Below are 20,398 nucleotides of genomic sequence, written 5' to 3' on the forward strand. Positions count from 1 at the left end.
AGTGTTATTCACTTATTACATTTTTTTGGTATAATATATTAATTTTAAAATTGAGGAAATAAATAATGAAAAGCATAGTACTTTCTAGTGTTGTGACAGCACTTTTAGTTTTTAGTGGATGTAGCACAAAAGAACCGGCAGTTCAAAAGAAAACTGAAGAGGTGGCATCTCCGGTAGTACAAGAGGTTGAAGCGGTTACGACAGAAACTGTTGCAAGTGAAAATAGCACTATCAACTCATCGACTAATGAATTAAGCATGAACGCAATAGAGTCTAAACTTCCAACGATTTACTTTGATTTTGACAAGTATAACATCAAACCTGAGATGCAAGAAAGAATTGATGCAGCAGCTGAACTTGGTAAAACAGGTGCAAAAGCATTTAGTGTAAAACTTGAAGGCAACTGTGATGAGTGGGGAAGCGATGAGTATAACTTCGCACTTGGACTTAAGCGTGCAAATGCCGTGAAAAAAGCTTTAGTTGCAGACGGTATTGATCCTTCTCGTATTTCGATGGTTAGTTATGGAGAGAGTAATCCTGTATGTACAGAGCATACGAGAGCATGCTGGGCAAAAAATCGTCGTGTAAATTTTAAACTTTTACCGTAAGTTTTTTACATGAAAAGTACTGTACAAGCAGCATTGCTGCTAGTCGCTTTTGTATCTTCAGTGTCATTTGCCGCCGAACCCTCTGCGTTTGGAGCAGGTGACCTTACTGCAGCCAGTCCGTATGGACTCACTTCGAGTGAAAAAGTTATTTTACAAACAAAAAAGACCTTAAAAAAAGTTGCTATCAATACTAAATCGCAAGCCAGTGAACTTGACTCTTTACGTGAGAGAATAGACGGTATACAAAGCATTGTAGAAAATTTAAGTATAAAGTCGCATAACAATAAAATAAACTTACAAAAGTTCAAAGAAGACAATAAAGCAAATATCGACAATATCCATGAGTTTCAAACCAGATTGGGTGAACAGATTCAAAAGAATACGCAGGCTATAGAAAAGCTCAGGGTTATGATCTTGGAACTTTCTAAAGTTGTTGATAAAATAAATGCCGATTATGTCAGCAAAGATGAATTTAATACGTTGGTAACAGATGTCAATAATTTTAAAGCATTGGTGGCAAAAGAGATAAAATCAAGAAAAAGCAGTGCAAAGTCTTCAAAAATCAGCAGTGCAGAACTCTATAATCAGGCAAAAGCATATTTTGACAAAAAGTATTATACGAAAGCGATACAAGACTATAAAGAACTTATTAAAAGAAAATACAAACCGGCATATGCTCATTATATGATTGGCGAAATGAACTTTAAGCGAAAAAATTATGCTCAGGCGATTTCATATTTTAAAAAGAGTGCTTCTTTATATGATAAAGCTTCGTATATGCCCAAGCTAATGCTCCATACTGCAATAGCCATGGATAAGACAGGTGACAAAGAACATGCAAAAGCATTTTATAATGCGGTAGTTGTAAAATATCCTAAGTCAAAAGAGGCAAAAGAGGCTAAAAAACATTTAGGATTAACTTAGTTAAACGTTGATTTTCAGCAATAATATATATTATTATGATAAAATCTCAAAAATAAATAAAGGTGTAATAATGGCAATTCAAGACAATCAAATAGTGTCAATAGAGTACGAAGTACGTGATGGTGATCAAGTAGTAGATAGCAATATGGGCGGCGCTCCATTAGTGTTTATGTATGGAAAAGGGCAAATAATTCCAGGATTAGAGAGTGGAATTAAAGATATGAATATTGGTGATAAAGCAGATGTTTTAGTAAAAGCTGCAGATGCATATGGCGAGTATAACGCAGAAGCGACACAAGAAGTTCCAAAAGAACAGTTCGCTGGTATTGATTTAACAGAGGGTATGACTCTTTACGGTCAGGGTGAAGATGGCGGAACTGTACAAGTTACTGTTAAAGAAATTAAAGACAACAGTGTTGTTATTGATTTTAATCACCCATTAGCAGGAAAAGATTTAATGTTTAGTGTTGCTATCAACAATGTAAGAGATGCTTCTGCTGAAGAGGCTATGACTGGCGTACCAGAAGAAAATAAACCTTCTGAAGATGCACATAGTTGTGGTACAGGTGGCGGCAGCGGCTGTGGATGTAACTAAGTTTATAACCGCTTGCGAAGCTTCTTCCCAAGCTAAAAAGACAGCTACTCTTTTAAAAACACTGAGCGTTAATGCCCTTATTACGGGTGAAGTTGGTGTTGGAAAAAAGAGTTTAGCCTCTTTTATACTTCCGGATGCATTTCTTATTGATGCATCCAATTTTGATGAGTTACTCCTTTCTCTGGAAAATTCAGAAAATATCATAATCACTAACCTTGACAATTCACCCAATTTTGAACGTTTAATGCAGGCTATTAAAGAAAATAATGTAAGAGTAGTGGCTACTGCAAAAGAGTCATTTTCACATAAAATGACAGATGATCTTTTTAGCGTGAAATTTAATGTACCTCCGTTAAGAGAAAGAATGGAAGATGTTGAAGAACTCCTGAAGCAATTTATTTCAGATGCGATGGTACTCTTTGGCAGTAATAATGATTTTGATGTAAGTAATTTTAAACCCGATTTATCGCAAAATGCGCTTTCTTTGAAAAGACAGGTTATGATGAATTATTTACTTCAAGATGTCAAAGATACGGAGCTGATGGATATTATAGAACAATATTTATATGATAAACTCGGTTCTAACAGTGATTATAGAACTCTTTTGTATTTATATGAAGTACCTTTAATAAAAGCCGGATTGCATAAATTTAAATCGCAGGTCCAGTTAGCTGATAAATTGGGATTAAATAGAAATACTTTAAGAAAAAAAATAGCAGAACATAAAAAATATATAGGAAATAAGATATGAAAAAAACAGCAATGATATTTGCAGGACAAGGTTCTCAAGCAGTTGGCATGGGAAAAGATTTTTATGAAAATTCTAAACTTGCACGTGAAATGTTTGAAAAAGCAGGTGATAGAATAGGTGTTGATTTTAAAGAAATTATTTTCAAAGAGAATGAAAAACTAGGGCAAACTGCTTACACGCAGCCTGCAATTCTTTTGGTTCAAATGATAGCTTATAAGCTTTTTAAAGCCCAATGTCCTGATGTGAAAGCTATTTATTTTTTAGGTCACTCTTTAGGTGAATTTTCAGCTTTATGTGCAGCAGGTGCTATTGATTATGTGGATGCTGTTGAGCTTGTGCATAAACGTGGAGCTTTAATGCAAGAAGCCTGCGAAGGCAAAGATGCAGGTATGATGGCTATTGTGGGTCTTGATGATGCAGGTGTTGAAAAAATTTGTGCAGAGGCTCAAGCTGAGGGTAAACAAGTATGGCCGGCAAATTATAATCAAGACGGTCAGCTTGTTGTAGCCGGTAATAGAGCTGATTTAGCTTCATTAGAACAGACTTTCAAAGATGCAGGTGCAAAAAGAGCGTTGCTATTAAATATGTCGGTTGCATCACACTGTGATATATTAGCTCCTGCACAAGAACCGCTTGCTAAACTTATGGAAAAATATATAAAAGATACTTTTGAAGCACCTGTTATTTCAAATGTTACAACAAAACCGTACAGCACAAAAGCTGAGGCTGTAAAGCTTTTAAAAGACCAGCTTGTAAAACCGGTAAAATATAAACAGTCTATACAGGCAATAGCCCCTAAAGTTAATATGGCAATTGAGTTTGGAAACGGTGTGGTACTAAAAGGTCTTAACAGAAGAATCGCAAAAGATTTAAAAACAGTGAATATTTCTGATATGGCATCTTTAGAAAAAGTAAAAGAAGAAGTTTGCTCATAAGATGAGAGTTACACTTGCACAAACTTCACCGAAGTTAAATCGTTCAAATTTTAATGATGTGGTTGCAATTATTAATGCGGTAAAACAAAGCTCAGATTTAATAGTATTTCCTGAACTCTCCTTAAGCGGGTATCTACTGCAAGATAAACTTTTTGAAGATGCATGGTCGCTTGAAGAACTCACAGTTTTTGAAGAGTTAAGTAAAGATATAGACATTGTCATCGGTGCTGCATTAAGAGATGGTGAAGTCTTTAGAAATGTAGGACTTTACTATGCAAACGGTAAATTTATATCTAAGCACATAAAGGTGCATCTGCCCAATTATGGAATGTTTGAAGAAGCACGATATTTTGAGGGTGGTAATAAATTTGAAGCATTTACGGTTAATAATAAAACTATAGCAATGCTTGTATGTGAAGATTTATGGCATAAAAGTGTCCATAAAGAATTGATGGCTCTCAATCCTGATTTGATCATAGTCCTTGTAGCATCTCCTGCACGCGGATTCAATGATAAGAGTCTTGAAATACAGGAAAAATGGTACAAAATCATAACAGATGTGGCAAAAGAGTGTAATTCACAGCTTCTTTTTGTCAACCGTGTGGGTTTTGAAGACGGACTCGGGTTTTGGGGTGGAAGCTGTGTTGTAGATATTTATGGTAAGATTACTCACAAACTGCCGCTTTTTCAAAAAGATATACAAACATTTACAATAGAGGAATAAATATGACATTAGCAATAATGGGAGCAATGTCCGAAGAAATTGCACCGATTTTAGAAAGAGTAGGTGAGTATAAGACAACAGCTTATGCGGGAAATACATATTACGAAGCGAGTTATAAAGGCATTAATCTTGTCATAGCATACTCAAAAATAGGAAAAGTATTTTCAACATTGACCGCAACTACTATGTGTGAACATTTTGGCGCGCAAAAGCTTTTGTTTTCCGGTGTTGCCGGAGCGATATCTCCAAAACTAAAAGTAGGTGACCTGATTGTGGCAACAAAACTTGCTCAGCATGATTTGGATATCACTGCTTTTGGCCATCCGTTTGGATATGTGCCTGAGGGTTCTGTATATGTTGAGGCTGATAAAGAGTTAATTGCGCTTTCAAAAGAAGTAGCGGTAGAGATGGGTAAAAGTGTGCAAGAAGGTATTATTGCAACAGGTGACCAATTCGTAGCCGATGAGAAAAGAAAAAACTGGATTGGTGAGACCTTTAAGGCTGATGCGTTAGAGATGGAGGGTGCAAGTGTAGCTGTTGTCTGTGATGCTTTGGACGTGCCGTTTTTTATACTGCGTGCTATCAGTGATGCAGCGGATATGGATGCAAGTTTTTCTTTTGATGAATTTTTAGAAACAAGTGCGGTCGAATCTGCTGAATTTGTCATGAAAATGGTAGATAAGCTTGTCCGTTAAACTTTCTAAAAAAATTATGTCAAAACTCGGTAAAACAAATGCCGAGTTTAAATTGATAGAAGAGGGTGATAAAATTCTTGTCGGACTCAGCGGAGGAAAAGATTCCCTGACGATGATTCATGCAATGAAAGAGCAACAACGCCGTGCTCCTTTTGCATTTGAATTTATTGCCGTTACGGTAAGCTACGGTATGGGTGAAAATTTTGATAAACTCTCTGCTCATTGCAGGGAGCATGGCATACAGCATGTAATAAAAGAGACACAGACCTATGATTTGGCAAAAGAAAAAATTCGTAAAAATTCTTCATTTTGTAGTTTTTTTTCCCGTATGAGACGAGGCTACCTTTACAGTGTTGCCAAAGAACTTGGATGCAATAAGGTTGCACTTGGACATCATATGGATGATGCGGCTGAGAGCTTTTTTATGAACTTTATCTATAACGGACAGATGAGAAGTCTCGCTCCAAAATATACAGCGCAAAACGGACTTGTTGTGATTCGCCCTCTTATTCAAATGCGAGAACGTCAGCTTCGTGCTTTTGTGGAAGATAACGGCATTGAAGCAATAGGAGATGAAGCCTGCCCGGCTATGCGTTTTGATGTAAAAATGCCCTATGCAAGAGCACAGATGAAAGATATGCTTGCAAAAATGGAAAAAGAGCATCCTCAACTTTTTACTTCACTGAATGCTGCATTTAAAAATATATCTGTTGATAGTTTTTTTATGACTGAGGATTAGTCTCTTCATCATAAATAACGGCAGTCCCTGCAATTAAGTCATGCAAGCCTCTTTTATCTTGTCTAAATGCCACCATTAAAAAGCCTATGCCAAATAAGAGCAATGAAGGAATATAGGCTAAAGAACGTGTAAACGCTTGCTTATTAGTTATGTCTTTACCCGTATGTGCATCGACTATCTTTACATGTAAGAACTTTTTTCCCGGTGTAGCTCCCCGCCAATTATCCCAAAAAAGGATGGTAACAACCAAAACGGAAATTTCAAAAATAAGTTCCCACGTAAAAGAAGTACGCGGCTGCTTGTCTAGAGCATGCACATTACCGCTCATTGCCATTTGTATATTTTGCTGGTATTGTGAAAAGTCAAACCAGTGTCCGCCGCTTATAAAATAAATAATAATACCTACAGGCAGAGCTAAGAAAAGTGTATCTAAAAATGAAGCGAAAAACCGCATCCAGAATCCTGCATATTTTACATTTTTCATCTTAGCATTGTTTCCTTATATAAGTCCATAATATTTTGGATCCTGCGGTTCGCCATAGTAATATCCTTGTATCAAATCTACCCCGAATTCTTTAACAAGGTCGGCTAATTCCTCATTACTGACGAATTCTGCAATAGTGCGTATATTGGCCTGTTTTGCATACTGGATGATGCCCCGGACCATATTATTTATATTTTCATCTTTATTGAGCTGTGTAATAAGGGAACCGTCGAGTTTTATGTAGTCAATATGAAGTCTAAGTATAGTAGTAAAGTTTGAATATCCTGAACCAAAATCATCAATGGCAACTTTACATCCATATTGTTTTACCAGTAAAATAAAAGTTTCAACTATACTGTAATCGTCTATATCTTCTGATTCTAAAATTTCAAAGGTTATGCCCTCTCCGCCGTATTTATCTAAACGGTTTTTTATATAATCAAGCATGCTAGGAGAATTAAGATTTTCATAACTGAGGTTTATAGAGATATTCGTATTATTTTTTGCATAAATATTAAATACTTTTTGCATCATTTGCCGCGTAAAATATTCAAATGTTTTATCCTCTTTTGCTACATCCAAAAAATAGTAGGGAGAAATAATTTCGCCGCTGTCCGTTTGTATCCTTGCCAGTGCTTCATACTTTACGATATCTCCACTCTGCGTATCTATAATAGGCTGAAAATAGGGAATAATGTCCCCGTTGTAGAGTGCAGTTTTATATACCTTAAGTCTTTGCAGCTTTTGTGCTTTTTCATCTTTTAGCGACTGCTTATTTTTATAGATTCTAAATTTTTTTTGTGAAATAAGTGCCTCTTGCAGTGCAATGTTTGCATGTGATAAAATATTGTTGACGCCGTAAGCTACGCCTGCTGTAAAATCAGCAACTATTGACTCATCATCCGGATTGTCTTCGGATTCGCTCGGGAGTAATAGAGAGTGCTGTACTAAAAGTAAATATTTATCAAAAAGATTTTTATTTGTAATTAAAAATGCAAACTCCTGCAAATTAAGATTATATAATGTCACCTGCTCATCATGGACTATATCATGCAGTTCTTTGGCTTTTTTCCGAATGATATCTTGGATAATAGCATTTCCATAGAGTTCTTTGAGTACATTAAGCTGGTTTACATGTAAAATAACAAGCATTGCCTCTTTTTTAAGAAGAGAAAGGTCTTCGTTAAGTGCAGTATGATTTGGAAGCTTTGTAAATCTATCAAGGCTTTTGAGATTTTTAATGGCGTATTCATTAACATCAAGCACCACAGTATTTTTTTGAGCTTTATGCAAGTTTTCATCAGCTATGCTATATAAATCATCACAGTTAAGATAAAATTTTGATGTATCAAGGTTAATACCTCCAATAGAGAGCTGCAAATTTTTTATAGCCTTAAATTTTATAATTTCATCTGATACATTACTGACGTAGTTGTCATTTTTATTGCGTATAGCTAATGCAAATTCATTTTGGGAGACTCTAAATAACTCAGAATGTTGAGGATTGCGACGTTCTTGTAAAAAGTCAGCAACCTGTATAATCAAATCATCATTTAAAGTCTCATTGTTTATAGCGATTAATAAAAGAGCAAATGATTCTTCTCTCCAAATTGCCCGTTTATATTCTACTTTTAAATAGTTGTGAAAATATTGTTTGTTATATAAAGAGGTAAGCGGATCTAAGGTTGAGAAATACTCAAGTCTTTTTTGATATGTTATATCTTTTGAGATGGAAGTAAAACCTATTGTTTTATTCGTTTTATCATACAAAGGTGAAATTACAGTATGTATCCAATACTCTTCCCCGCTGCTTTTTCTGTTCTTTAAATCTCCTTCCCAGACATTATCGGTAGAGATGGTCTGCCACAAATCTTTTATAATATCTCTGTGTACATCATGATTTCTAAAAATACTGTGGTTTTTTCCAAGTATTTCTGCTTTTGTATAACCGGTAAAATCCAAATAAGCTTGAGAAATATTTTTAATATTTCCTTCAATATCTGCAACTGTTAAAAAAATATTTTCATCAATGAGCTTGTTTTTTTGTTCAAGTAAAAATGCTTTGTTTTCTAGTTCTTCCATAAGCACGGATTTTTTTGCAAGTTCTAACAATGCTAACTGTGTATCATTTATATTTGTGAGAGGTTCACTGATGTATTTATCTATGCCAAGATTAATAACTTCGGGAAAATAGTGTGCGTTTTGATTTTGTGTTATAAGAGCAATGACTTGGGATTCATGACACTTTTTAATATCTTTTACCAAAATGATAGCATCTGCTAACTCAAGACTGATGATAACAATGTCAAAATATTTTGTATGCTTTGAATAATGATTTTTATATAGGGTAAGTGTATCTTGCGCAGTATTAGTTACGACTACATGAGGAGAAAGTTTCTTCAGGAGTGCAGAGATTTCATCTTTTACACTAAGATTACTCTCAACATATAAAATTTTTAAATCTGCATACGCTCTTAGATCTTGAAGAAGATTCATACTTTAATCCCTTGATATTATAATTTATTATATATAATAAAACATTGATTTAAAATTAAAGTATGTAACTAAAGATTAATTATACATGATAGTTCGGCGCCTCTTGTGTGATAATAACATCATGAACATGCGACTCTTTCAAACCTGCTGATGTGATTTCAACAAATTCCGCTTTATCCCAAAACGCTTCTATGCTCTCACTTCCGCAGTAACCCATAGAAGAACGTAGTCCTCCCATCATTTGATGAACGATTCCCGCAATAGAACCGCGAAACGGTACACGTCCTTCGATTCCTTCAGGAACAAGTTTATCGGCTGCTGTCCCTTCTTGGAAATATCTGTCGTTACTTCCTTTTTGCATAGCACCGATTGAACCCATTCCACGGTATGACTTGTACTGACGCCCTTGAAACATAATAGTTTCACCCGGTGATTCTTCCGTACCTGCTAAAAGTGAACCGGCCATAACACATGCAGCACCGACTGCAAGAGCTTTAGAAATATCTCCGGAATATTTAATACCGCCGTCTGCTATAACAGGCACTCCATGTTTTCTTGCAGCAGCGGCACATTCATCAATAGCAGAAATTTGAGGAACACCGACACCTGCAACAATACGGGTTGTACAAATAGAACCTGGTCCAATTCCTACCTTTACAGCATCAGCACCTGCTTCAATTAGTGCTTCAGTTGCTTCTGCAGTGGCAATATTACCGGCAATTATATCTACTTCCAAAGAGTCCTTAATCGCTTTTACCGTATCTAAAATACCTTTTGAATGACCATGCGCAGAATCAAGTACAAGCACATCTGCACCGGCATCGACAAGTGCTTTTGCTCTGTCCATCTGTCCAACACCGATAGCTGCACCGACTACAAGACGACCAAAAGCATCTTTGTTTGAATTTGGGTACTCTATACGTTTTTTGATATCTTTAATGGTAACAAGACCTTTTAAAAAGCCTTCATTATCAATAATAGGGAGTTTTTCTATTTTATTTTGGTGCATAATATCAGCAGCCTCATCAAGTGAGATACCTTTCTTAGCAGTAATCAATGGCATTTTTGTCATAACTTCTTCTGCACTTTTACGCATATTTTTCTCAAAACGCATATCACGGTTTGTTAAAATTCCAAGAAGTTTATTATGCCCGTCTACAACAGGAACACCGGAGATTTTAAATTCTTTCATCAATGCTTCAGCATCTGCCAATGTTGCATCAGGATGGACATAAATCGGATCAATGATAATTCCGCTTTCAGATTTTTTTACTTTTTTAACCTGTTTGCATTGTGTCTCAATATCCATATTTTTATGAATTATCCCAATACCTCCAAGTCTTGCCATTGCAATAGCCGCGCGATACTCCGTTACAGTATCCATAGCAGCGGAAACCATAGGAATTTTAAGGCTGATGTTACGAGTTAATTTTGTTTCAAGAGAGACCTCTTTTGGAAGTACTTCCGAATATTGTGGTACTAAAAGTACATCTTCAAATGTCAGGGCGCGTTTACGAATTCTCATGGGTATCCTTTTGTAGAGTATAGAAGTTAAAATTTTTGCATTATACCTCTTTTGTGGTTAAAAAGAGGTAAAATCTAAAAACATAAACTGGGAAAGCAGAATAATTATACCGACTAAAGTAAAGGGAAAGAAGTGGCTTTTAAATACCCAGGGATTGATTCCGAAAAGTTTTTGATTAATTCCGCGAAAACCGAGCCATAAACCTAAAAATGCTTTGATAGAGAGTGCTGCTTGAAAGGTTGTAGGACCATCGGGTCCAATTTTTCCAAAAACCTGGCTAAAAAGATAGAGTCCGCTTGCAACTGCAACCATTAATGCATAAGGAACAACCTTTCTTACATTCATCATGATGGCTTCTCGGGCTTTTTTATGTTCTTCTTCGCTGAGAGTCTGTTTCATTTTAGATAAAAAAAGTATATCTACAAATAAAAAACCGCCGTAAATAAAAACAGAATAAATATGAATGGTATGTATTAACGTGTATAAAATTACTTATCCTTTTTTAGTGATTTTCTAAAGAGATGATAGTTTTCGGCTTCTAACATGTCTTCTATGTAGCCGTTGACACATTTTGTACAATTCGTCCAAACACCTGAAGGGAGTCTGACCTCAAGCTTTTTCTTTTCACGTAATTTGATTATTTTTTTGGGACTTAAAACTTTTGTAACAGGAGCAAAATCAACATCTGTCAAGTCTATATCGTCTTTATAAAAGATAGTCTGTTTTTTAAAGTTTCCCCATCCGGGGATGCCGTCTTCCGTGTATGGAACTTCATGTCCGTTTTTAAATTTTACCATCATTTTGTAATGAGAATTTTCAAAAACCTGAGAAACTTTACCGCGGCCAAATACTAAACCGTAGAGTTTATCTTTTACTTTTACATTGTCAAAATATGCCATTTTTTCTCCTTTTTTAAAATAATACCGAAATATTATTTCATTATTATTACATTAGTTGTAAGCAATTTCTTTTTCAAGACTAAGTGAACCGTCAAAAAGCGTCTGCTCATCATAAGCATTTGCAATAAGCTGCAGTCCGATAGGCATGCCGTCACTGTTTTTCATAATAGGCAGTGAAAGAGCAGGCAGACCGGCAAGGTTCACGCTGATTGTATAAATATCACTTAAATACATCTCCATCGGGTTTGCAAGTTCTCCAAATTTTGGTGCAACACTCGGTGCAACCGGAGAGAGAATCAAGTCAACATCTTTAAATATTTTTGCATACTCATCTTTAATAAGATGACGTGTTTTTTGGGCTTTTACATAGTACGCTTCATAATATCCGCTGCTTAAAACAAAGTTGCCAAGTAAGATACGGCGCTTGACTTCATCACCAAAGCCTTCACTTCTTGTGTTGTAGTAAGTCTCTTCAAGGTTCGCACCCTCAACACGGTTTCCATAACGAATGCCGTCATATCTTCCAAGATTGGTTGTTGCTTCTGCAGTTGCTGTGATGTAGTAAGCTGAGATATCATATTTAGCATCCATCATCTCATGTTCTGCTATTGTATGCCCTTGTGCTTTGAGTGCATCAATGGCTTTTGCGTAAGCCTCTTTAATGTCATCACTTGCATTTTCAATGTACTTTGGCAATACGGCAATTGTGAGTTTTTTGCTCGGGTCAAGCTTGTCGCTGACTTTGTCATCCATCATGGCGTTCGTTGAGTCTTTTTCATCACTTCCGCTGATAATGTCATAAAGTATGGCGGCATCTTCAACATTTTGTGTCATCGGCCCGATTTGATCAAGACTCGATGCATACGCACCAAGACCGTAACGACTCACTCTTCCGTATGTCGGTTTCATTCCTACTATGCCGCAATAAGCCGCAGGCTGACGAATAGAACCGCCAGTATCAGAACCAAGGGCAGCTATAGCTAAACCTGCACCGACTGCCGCGGCAGATCCGCCTGAACTTCCACCCGGAACGCACTCAGGGTTTACAGGGTTGAGTGTTTTGCCGTAGCAGCTTGATTCTGTTGTTGAACCCATGGCAAATTCATCCATGTTTGTTCGTCCAAACGGGCTGAGTCCTGCATTTAAAAGTTTGTTGATAACTGTCGCATTATAAGGAGCAATGTAGCCTTGAAGGATTTTAGAGCCAGATGTAACAGACCACTCTTTAACCTGAATATTGTCTTTAATGGCAATAGGAACACCTTCACCGACATTGTTTACATCAATGTATGCATTCAAATCTTTGTTCGCTTCTATTTTTGTATGTAATTCTTTTTTAAATTTATTTAATTCATCTTTGCTCAGAGAAAGAGCTTCTTTTAATGTGATCACCAGCTTTTCCTATTATTTTTAAATATTTATGTTATTATAGCTAAATTTGGGTTTAGTACTTACCGAGAAACTTACTAATTATTTTTTCATCCATTTTTTAAATGGTTGAAGTGAGTCTATATATTCACTTACATCTTTTATTTCTTGAGGTGAAAGAGGCAGCTCCGGCATAGCATTTGATGTATAGCCAAATGATCGAAACATGGTTGATGGTGAAGATATATATTTGGCAATATCTGCTTTTTTATGTGAGTAAGAGACAATATTAAAATCAGGTCCCATACCTCCCCTCATATTGACACTATGGCAGTTTGCACAATTTTGAATATAAACATCTTTGCCATTTTCAATGTTTGCATATAGTGCGTTCGTAATTATAAGAAGAGTGAAAAAAAGTTTCATTGTATATTCCATACTACATTAAAATAGTTATTTAAATCTTTTAACGAAAAAGATTCCGATCGCGATAATAAGAAATATAGCCCCTACTGAGAGGGCTATAAATGATGGTTCTACCGGTTGGCTAAAATCAACCATTTACTACACTTTGACATCGTTCGCAAAGACAATCCTCTGCTTCTGCCTGATATTTCCAACATCTAGGACATTTAAATTTGCTTGCTTTTGCTATTGAGAATATATCTTCATCAACCTTGAAACTGGCAATGATTTCTTCTTCGGGCTTGTCTTCAAATATGCCAGAAACTACAAACCAGTCTTCAGCATCGACTCTGTCCATCTCCAACGTTGCTTTAGACTCTGTATAAATGACTAATTCAAGCGTATTTTTGATAATTTTTTCTTTTTTGAGTTTATCAACTTCTGCGCCAAAACCTTCACGCGCTTTGACCATATATTCAGCATCAAACGGCACTGCAACAGGTTCGATTTTCTCATATGTCATATCAAAAATATCTTGGGCATCACCTTTTATAATAGCAGGTGCATTTTCTACTATTTCATCAGCCGTATAGGTAATAATAGGTGCCATAATTAAAAGCAGTGTTTTTGTAATGATTGCCATGGCACTTTGGCTGGCTCGTCTTCTTTGACTCTCTTTTGCGTTACAGTAAAGATTGTCTTTTGTCATATCAATATACATACCGCTGAGTTCATTGACGATGAAATTATTCAGAGTGCTCATACCATTTACAAAGTTATATTCGCTAAATTGTTTATGCACTTCATCAAGTGTGCTTTGTGCAACATTTAAAATCCATTTATCCAAATCACCCATATCTTCATATGGCGTCAGGCTCTCTAAGTCATTGATGTTTGCAAGCATAATTCTAAAAGTGTTTCTCAGTTTACGATAGTTCTCAGAAGTCTGTTTTAAAATACCCTGAGAAATTTTCAAATCACCCTGATAATCAGATGAAGCAACCCATAAACGCAGGATTTCACTTCCATACTCTTTTAAAACTTTTTCCGGTGCGATAACATTGCCTTTTGACTTAGACATTTTCTCGCCTTTTTCATCTACCGTAAAACCGTGAGTTAGTACACCTTTGTATGGTGCTTTATGCTCAACCGCAGAAGATAAAAACAGAGATGACTGGAACCAGCCGCGATGCTGGTCAGAACCCTCTACATATAAATCAGCAGGGTAATCCCCCGCATCATAGTTGCGGGATTTTAAAACTGAGTTCCAAGTTGAACCTGAGTCAAACCATACATCAAGGATGTCATTGACCTTTTCAAGCTCTTCGGGCTTATAACCGCTTCCGGGGTAGAGCAGCTGTGCTATGTCCATAGAGTACCATGCGTCACTTCCCTGCATTTCAAATATCATTGCCGTAAAGTTAAGCACTTTTTCATCCAAAAGAACTTCGCCTGTCTCTTTTACTCTGAAAAATGCGATAGGTACACCCCAGTCACGTTGACGGGAAATACACCAGTCAGGACGGTTTGCTACCATGGAAGTCAAACGGTTTTTTCCGGTTTGAGGAACAAAAAGCGTCTTCTCTATTTCATCGAGTGCAATGTTTCTAAGTGTTTTGTCCTCATCTTGCGGTTTTTCATCAACTGAAATAAACCACTGCTTTGTTGCACGGTAAATAAGCGGTGTATGACTTCTCCAACAGTGTGGATAGGAGTGCATAAACTTGCTTACATGTAATACACTCTCGCCCATCATCTCTACTATATCTTCATTTGATTTAAAGATGTGGCGGCCTACAAATTCTTGGGCATTTGGAATTAAAGCATCACGAACAACAGTTGCATCATAACATCCCGTCTCATCAACAGGCATAACAACTTCAAGGTCATACTTTAAACCGACACGGTAGTCATCCTCACCATGTCCCGGAGCGGTATGAACACAACCTGTACCATTATCCACTAAAACATGCTCGCCTAAAACGATACGAGACGGTCTGTTGTTCAGCGGATTAATAGCTGTAAGGTTTTCCAGCTCTTTAGCTGTGAAAGTTTTCGTAATTGTACCGCCCAGAACACCACTCTCTACTAAAGAGTTGAGTAGTTTTTTTGCAACTATATAGCCGTCAGTCGTCAGTACATACTCTTCTTCAGGATTGAGCGAGATTCCTGTATTTGCCGGAATAGTCCATGGTGTCGTCGTCCAGATAACAGGAGCTGCTTTTTCATTCTTTGTGAGTCCGAGTTTCTCTTTGGCTTCATCACTTAGCTCAAATGCTACAAAGATTGAGTAATCTTCTTTGTCTTCATACTCAACTTCGGCTTCAGCAAGTGCAGTTCTTTCAGCCCAAGACCAAAAGACAGGTTTGCTTCGCTCAATCAAAAGTCCTTTTTTTGCAACACTGCAAAGTGTTCTGAAAATATTTGCTTCAAATTTATAATCCATAGTCACATAAGGTTTTTCCCAGTCGGCAATGATACCAAGCTGTTTAAACTCACCTCTTTGAATGTCTACAAATTTAGCTGCATGTTCACGGCAAAGTTTTCTAATCTCGGCAGTTTCAAGCCGCTCTTTTTTTTGCTTTCCACCGAGTTTTTTCTCAACCTGCTGTTCAATCGGAAGCCCGTGACAATCCCAGCCCGGAGTAAAACGGACAGATTTACCGTTGAAATAGTTGTTTTTGATAATAATATCTTTGAGCACTTTGTTGAGCGCGTGACCAATGTGAATATGACCGTTTGCATACGGAGGACCGTCGTGAAGTGTAAAGTGCTTAGCTCCGGCACGTTTTGCTTTCATTTTATGATAAACTTTTTTTTCATCCCAAGCGGCATAACGCTTTGGTTCATTGTTTATTAAATTGCCTCGCATAGCAAACGTAGTTGTCGGTAAAAGTAGTGTGTCTTTATAATCCATAGGTACCCCAAATTGTTTTTAAAAAGTTTTGCATTGTACCCTTTATGTGTTTAAAAGCTGATAAAGTGCTATAATAAGCCAAATAAAATTCTTCAAACAAGGCTACATGTAGTATGAAAACGCATCTGATAATCATAGGCAATAAATTTGTTTATAACACATCATTAAAAGAGTATATTTTACGAGATATTGAGAGAAACAGCGGCTTTATAGACAATATAACCTATTTTAAAGATAGTGATAATTCTTTTTTCCTTTATTTGGAAGAAGAACTCAACGCATCTAACAGACTTATTATCGTTACATGTAAGCAAAACTTTTCAACAGTCGGAAAAGTCATATGTACGGCAACAAGCGATAACCAGATTTTAAAAGAGGGGATGCTTATACCGCAAAAAGCCTCTTTATTTGAAGAACGTTCTTATCTTTTAGAGTATCAAAATGCAATAATAAATGTTGTGCAGATAGATGAAGGTCAGAAAATGCCAGAATTACTGCTAAAAAATGAAGAGATACGGGCAACTATACATGTATTTGAAGAAGAAAAATCCACGATCATAACTATTTTAACGCCTATCGCACAAACTTATGAAGTGAATTTTGATGTGACCCAAGAAGTAGAGAGCTGGCATAGAATTGATGTAACAAGTAATAAGTATGGTGATATTGCCAAATTTATTCATGCTTCAAAAAACCTACTGCCCAAAAAGCTCATAGCCTCTTCAAATATTATTGAGTATATCATAGAAAGGCTGTCACATCTCGGTAAAAAAGTAACATTTGCCGAGAGTTGTACGGGCGGATTGCTGAGTTACTACTTTACAAAACATAATGGAGCATCAAAGATTTTAGACGGTGCTCTGGTGACATACTCAAACACACTCAAAGAAAACTGGCTGGCGGCGGAGCATACCGTACTTGAAGAAAACGGTGCAGTGAGTGCTGAGGTTGTGCAAGAGATGAGTGAGGGTGCATTAAATGTAAGCGGAGCGGATTATGCACTCGCAGTAAGCGGCATAGCCGGCGATACGGGAGGAACAGCGCTCAAGCCTGTCGGAACTGTTTATATAAGTGCAAGAAGTAAAATACAACATGTAGAAAAACATCTTCATTTTCATGGAGACAGGAACTATGTGCAAGACCAAAGTGCTCTTATGGCTATAAAAATGTTGCTTTTACTTGATAAAGAGACTTTTTTCTAAATTTAGCGTAAAATATCTTGACAATTAAGAATCATTTGCCTATAATTTCGACCTCTTAACAATAAGAGACAAATGTCTTGTTAGCTCAGCTGGTAGAGCACGTCACTTTTAATGATGTGGCCGATGGTTCGAATCCATCACAGGACACCATTTTTACAGTTTTAAATGGGCGCTTAGCTCAGTTGGTAGAGCGCTACCCTTACAAGGTAGATGTCACTGGTTCGAGTCCAGTAGTGCCCACCATTTAAAATATATGCGCGGTGGTAGTTCAGTTGGTTAGAATACCTGCCTGTCACGCAGGGGGTCGTGGGTTCGAGCCCCATCCACCGCGCCACTTTTTACTTTTAAATGGGCGTTTAGCTCAGTTGGTAGAGCGCTACCCTTACAAGGTAGATGTCACTGGTTCGAGTCCAGTAATGCCCACCATTTTGTTTATTTGCACTTTAGCTTTTGACTCACGTACTTTAGTACGCTTCGACAAAAACTTTAGCACAACTAAATCAAAATTATTTTGTTAACAACCTTTTGTTTTAATGAAAGATAATGACCCTTTCGTCTAGTGGCCAAGGACACTATCACTTCATGGTAGTAACAGAGGTTCAAATCCTTTAGGGGTCGCCATTTTGACTGGTGTTTTTTTATATGCGCGGTGGTAGTTCAGTTGGTTAGAATACCTGCCTGTCACGCAGGGGGTCGTGGGTTCGAGCCCCATCCACCGCGCCACTCCCTTTTTTAAACTTCAAACATTTAATTTATTCAATCAAAACTTAAAATATTGTGATAAAATACTTTTATTCATTTAAAGGTTGTTTTTTGGCATATTCAGAATCAGATACTCGTTCTAAACTCATAGACCCTTTAATAAAAGAGAGCGGATGGCTGGAATCAAATATTGTCAGAGAGTATTATTTTACTGACGGACGAAAGCTTATCGGCGGAAAACGAGGCAAAAGATACTTCGTTGATTACCTCCTTACTTACAAAAACACAAATCTTGCCATCATTGAAGCCAAAGCCGAAACAAAAGACCCGTTAGACGGTTTACAACAATCTATTAATTATGCTCAGCGGCTCAAAATAGATTATGTTTATACTACTAACGGGCATAAAATATATGAGCATTCTCTTGTAGATGGAAATGGTAAGTTTATAGAGAACTATCCGACTCCTGATGAACTATTTGAGCGAAAATACGGTAAAAAAACGCCTAAAGCCACAAATATAATCACAAATCCTTTTTATATTGAAGGAACGATGAAACCGCGATTTTATCAGCAAATTGCAGTTCAAAAAACCATAGAAGCTATAGCAGATAACAAAGATAGAGTTCTTTTGACTTTGGCAACCGGAACCGGTAAAACATATATAGCTTTTCAAATCGCATACAGATTGTTTCAGTCAAAATGGAATAGAGATAATAGCGATAGACGACCTAAAATACTTTTTTTAGCAGATAGAAATGTTCTCAAAGACCAATCAATGAATACTTTCAATCCACTAGAAAAAGATTGTGTAGAAATAAACGGCAAAATCATCAAGAAACGTGGTGGCAAAGTTCCGACAGCCGGAAATATATTTTTTGCTATTTATCAATCTCTTGCCGTAGAAGAAGAGAATGAAAATGAAGATGATGTGACAGGGTACTACAAACAGTACCCATCAAATTTTTTTGATTTAATCATCATTGATGAGTGCCATCGCGGGAGTGCTAATGATGAGAGTTCTTGGCGGGAGATACTTACTCACTTTACAAGTGCGGTTCATTTGGGACTCACAGCAACACCAAAACGAGATGATAACGGCGATACTTACAAATATTTTGGCGATCCAATTTATGAGTATTCATTGAAAGACGGTATTAATGATGGTTTCTTGACGCCTTATAAAGTAAAAAGAATTCAAACCAACATAGACGAATACAAGTTTGACCCTAACGACATAATAACCGGAGAATTAGATAAGCAGATAGTAGAACTTGAACAGTTTGAAAAACAGGTAGTAATTCCCAAACGAACGGAACTTATTGCAAAAACTATTTTGCAAAATATGAATCCGATGGATAAAACCATAATCTTTTGTGTCAATCAAAAACATGCACTTGATATGAAAACAGCCATAGATAAATATAAAACGGTAAAAGACAATAACTACTGCGTGAGAGTTACATCTGATGAAGGTGACATAGGTCGTGAATTTTTAGAAATGTTTCAAAATAATGATAGAGATATACCTGCTATTCTTACATCGTCAAAAATGCTGACTACCGGAGTGGATGCCAAAAATGTCAGAAATGTAGTACTGACTGCCCCTATAAAATCTATGACAGAATTTAAACAAATTATAGGGCGCGGTACGAGAGTTTTTGAAGGCAAAGATTTTTTTACTATCATGGATTTTGTAGGTGCTACAAATCTCTTTTATGACCCTGCTTGGGATGGCGAAAATGAAGTGCCTATAAAATCCTCTAAAAAAGAAAAAAAAGAAACAACTAAAGATAATTCAGAACCAGAAAGTGCAGACGGTTCAGCAGAAGATAAATCAAAAAATGAAAAAGTAACCATTGACATAAAAGGCAAAAAACTCAGAGTCATTAACATTGAGACAACGTATGTCGGCTTAGACGGCATTCCTTTAAGAACAGAGGATTACTTAGAACTTCTCATAGGCGTACTGGGTAAATTTTACAATAATGAAGAAGGTTTACGCGAGATATGGAGTAACCCAAAAAATAGAAAAGATTTACTCAACAAACTTAAAGAGATGAATATAGACGAGTCACAGCTCAATGATTTAAAACAAATATTTGAAGCCCAAAATAGTGATATATATGATGTATTGGCGCATATATCTTTTAATCTGAATATTAAAACAAGAAGTGAAAGAGTATTTGCCGTTGAACACTCAGAGTTTATAGAAAAACATCACAACGAAAAAGCAAAAGAGTTCATAGAATTTATACTCGAACGTTACAAAAAAGACGGGGTAAAAGAACTCGGTGAAGACAAGCTTGGCAAGCTGGTTGATTTAAGCGGACTTGGAACGGTAAGAGAAGTCGCCAACAACTTTGGCGGAATTCCTCAAATGCGAGATGAGTATTTTGAGTTACAAAAAGAGATTTACAGATAGTTAAT

Annotated in this window: 18 protein-coding genes and 6 tRNA genes; 16 read left to right on the top strand and 8 right to left on the bottom strand. The window is 36.6% G+C overall.

What is annotated here, in order from left to right:
• Positions 1-65 precede the first annotated feature (65 nt).
• The 8 genes from pal (at position 66) to SAUT_RS04015 (ending at position 5,971) form a co-directional block, all read left to right on the top strand.
• Complete coding sequence (gene pal, locus SAUT_RS03980; protein ID WP_013326587.1) at positions 66-608, top strand: peptidoglycan-associated lipoprotein Pal; 543 nt, start codon at positions 66-68, stop codon at positions 606-608.
• 9 nt (positions 609-617) lie between these two features.
• On the top strand, positions 618-1,532 hold the full coding sequence (locus SAUT_RS03985) for a tetratricopeptide repeat protein (protein ID WP_013326588.1): 915 nt from the start codon (positions 618-620) through the stop codon (positions 1,530-1,532).
• A 70-nt stretch (positions 1,533-1,602) separates the two neighbouring features.
• Positions 1,603-2,127 carry an FKBP-type peptidyl-prolyl cis-trans isomerase gene (locus tag SAUT_RS03990; RefSeq protein WP_013326589.1) on the top strand — a complete coding sequence of 175 codons (525 nt, stop codon included), beginning with the start codon at positions 1,603-1,605 and terminating at the stop codon, positions 2,125-2,127.
• Positions 2,078-2,878 (top strand): helix-turn-helix domain-containing protein, encoded by an 801-nt coding sequence (locus SAUT_RS03995; RefSeq protein ID WP_245534124.1) that lies wholly within the window; start codon positions 2,078-2,080, stop codon positions 2,876-2,878. The genes SAUT_RS03990 and SAUT_RS03995 overlap by 50 nt, the downstream gene beginning before the upstream one ends.
• Entirely contained in the window at positions 2,875-3,813 is a 939-nt protein-coding gene (gene fabD / locus SAUT_RS04000) for an ACP S-malonyltransferase (protein WP_013326591.1), read from the top strand. Before SAUT_RS03995 ends, fabD begins: the two co-directional genes overlap by 4 nt.
• A gap of 1 nt (position 3,814) precedes the next feature.
• Positions 3,815-4,537 carry a nitrilase-related carbon-nitrogen hydrolase gene (locus SAUT_RS04005; protein ID WP_013326592.1) on the top strand — a complete coding sequence of 241 codons (723 nt, stop codon included), beginning with the start codon at positions 3,815-3,817 and terminating at the stop codon, positions 4,535-4,537.
• A gap of 2 nt (positions 4,538-4,539) precedes the next feature.
• Positions 4,540-5,232: a 5'-methylthioadenosine/adenosylhomocysteine nucleosidase gene (locus SAUT_RS04010; RefSeq protein ID WP_013326593.1), complete on the top strand. Its 693-nt coding sequence runs from the start codon at positions 4,540-4,542 to the stop codon at positions 5,230-5,232.
• A gap of 16 nt (positions 5,233-5,248) precedes the next feature.
• Positions 5,249-5,971, top strand: a complete 723-nt coding sequence (locus SAUT_RS04015; protein WP_041675376.1) for a tRNA 2-thiocytidine biosynthesis TtcA family protein — start codon at positions 5,249-5,251, stop codon at positions 5,969-5,971.
• On the opposite strand, the gene SAUT_RS04020 is transcribed toward SAUT_RS04015, so the two are convergent.
• The 8 genes from SAUT_RS04020 to ileS form a co-directional block, all read right to left on the bottom strand.
• On the bottom strand, positions 5,955-6,455 hold the full coding sequence (locus tag SAUT_RS04020; protein WP_013326595.1) for an RDD family protein: 501 nt from the start codon (positions 6,453-6,455) through the stop codon (positions 5,955-5,957). The genes SAUT_RS04015 and SAUT_RS04020 overlap by 17 nt on opposite strands.
• A 15-nt stretch (positions 6,456-6,470) precedes the next feature.
• A complete protein-coding gene (locus tag SAUT_RS04025) occupies positions 6,471-8,951 on the bottom strand; it encodes an EAL domain-containing protein (protein ID WP_013326596.1) in 2,481 nt (826 codons plus the stop codon).
• A 79-nt stretch (positions 8,952-9,030) separates the two neighbouring features.
• Entirely contained in the window at positions 9,031-10,476 is a 1,446-nt protein-coding gene (gene guaB / locus SAUT_RS04030) for an IMP dehydrogenase (protein ID WP_013326597.1), read from the bottom strand.
• Between the two features lie 57 nt (positions 10,477-10,533).
• Positions 10,534-10,875 carry a hypothetical protein gene (locus SAUT_RS04035; protein ID WP_013326598.1) on the bottom strand — a complete coding sequence of 114 codons (342 nt, stop codon included), beginning with the start codon at positions 10,873-10,875 and terminating at the stop codon, positions 10,534-10,536.
• A gap of 89 nt (positions 10,876-10,964) precedes the next feature.
• Entirely contained in the window at positions 10,965-11,375 is a 411-nt protein-coding gene (locus SAUT_RS04040; protein WP_013326599.1) for a hypothetical protein, read from the bottom strand.
• 51 nt (positions 11,376-11,426) lie between these two features.
• Positions 11,427-12,767 (bottom strand): Asp-tRNA(Asn)/Glu-tRNA(Gln) amidotransferase subunit GatA, encoded by a 1,341-nt coding sequence (gene gatA, locus SAUT_RS04045; protein WP_013326600.1) that lies wholly within the window; start codon positions 12,765-12,767, stop codon positions 11,427-11,429.
• Between the two features lie 78 nt (positions 12,768-12,845).
• Positions 12,846-13,169 (bottom strand): c-type cytochrome, encoded by a 324-nt coding sequence (locus tag SAUT_RS04050; RefSeq protein ID WP_013326601.1) that lies wholly within the window; start codon positions 13,167-13,169, stop codon positions 12,846-12,848.
• Between the two features lie 127 nt (positions 13,170-13,296).
• On the bottom strand, positions 13,297-16,065 hold the full coding sequence (gene ileS, locus SAUT_RS04055; RefSeq protein ID WP_013326602.1) for an isoleucine--tRNA ligase: 2,769 nt from the start codon (positions 16,063-16,065) through the stop codon (positions 13,297-13,299).
• 113 nt (positions 16,066-16,178) lie between these two features.
• On the opposite strand from ileS, the gene SAUT_RS04060 reads away from it, so the two are divergent.
• The 8 genes from SAUT_RS04060 to hsdR all read left to right on the top strand — a co-directional run bounded on the left by SAUT_RS04060 (position 16,179) and on the right by hsdR (position 20,393).
• Positions 16,179-17,267, top strand: coding sequence for a CinA family protein (locus SAUT_RS04060; RefSeq protein WP_013326603.1), 1,089 nt, complete (start codon positions 16,179-16,181; stop codon positions 17,265-17,267).
• 74 nt (positions 17,268-17,341) lie between these two features.
• Positions 17,342-17,417 (top strand) — tRNA-Lys (locus tag SAUT_RS04065).
• A 17-nt stretch (positions 17,418-17,434) separates the two neighbouring features.
• Positions 17,435-17,510 (top strand) — tRNA-Val (locus SAUT_RS04070).
• A gap of 14 nt (positions 17,511-17,524) precedes the next feature.
• Positions 17,525-17,601: transfer RNA gene (locus tag SAUT_RS04075), tRNA-Asp, on the top strand.
• A 16-nt stretch (positions 17,602-17,617) separates the two neighbouring features.
• Positions 17,618-17,693: transfer RNA gene (locus SAUT_RS04080), tRNA-Val, on the top strand.
• Positions 17,694-17,812: 119 nt separating this feature from the next.
• A tRNA-Glu gene (locus SAUT_RS04085) sits at positions 17,813-17,888 on the top strand.
• A 25-nt stretch (positions 17,889-17,913) separates the two neighbouring features.
• Positions 17,914-17,990 (top strand) — tRNA-Asp (locus SAUT_RS04090).
• A 90-nt stretch (positions 17,991-18,080) separates the two neighbouring features.
• Positions 18,081-20,393 carry an EcoAI/FtnUII family type I restriction enzme subunit R gene (hsdR, locus tag SAUT_RS04095; RefSeq protein WP_013326604.1) on the top strand — a complete coding sequence of 771 codons (2,313 nt, stop codon included), beginning with the start codon at positions 18,081-18,083 and terminating at the stop codon, positions 20,391-20,393.
• Positions 20,394-20,398 lie beyond the last annotated feature (5 nt).

The organism is Sulfurimonas autotrophica DSM 16294, assembly GCF_000147355.1.
GTDB lineage: Bacteria > Campylobacterota > Campylobacteria > Campylobacterales > Sulfurimonadaceae > Sulfurimonas > Sulfurimonas autotrophica.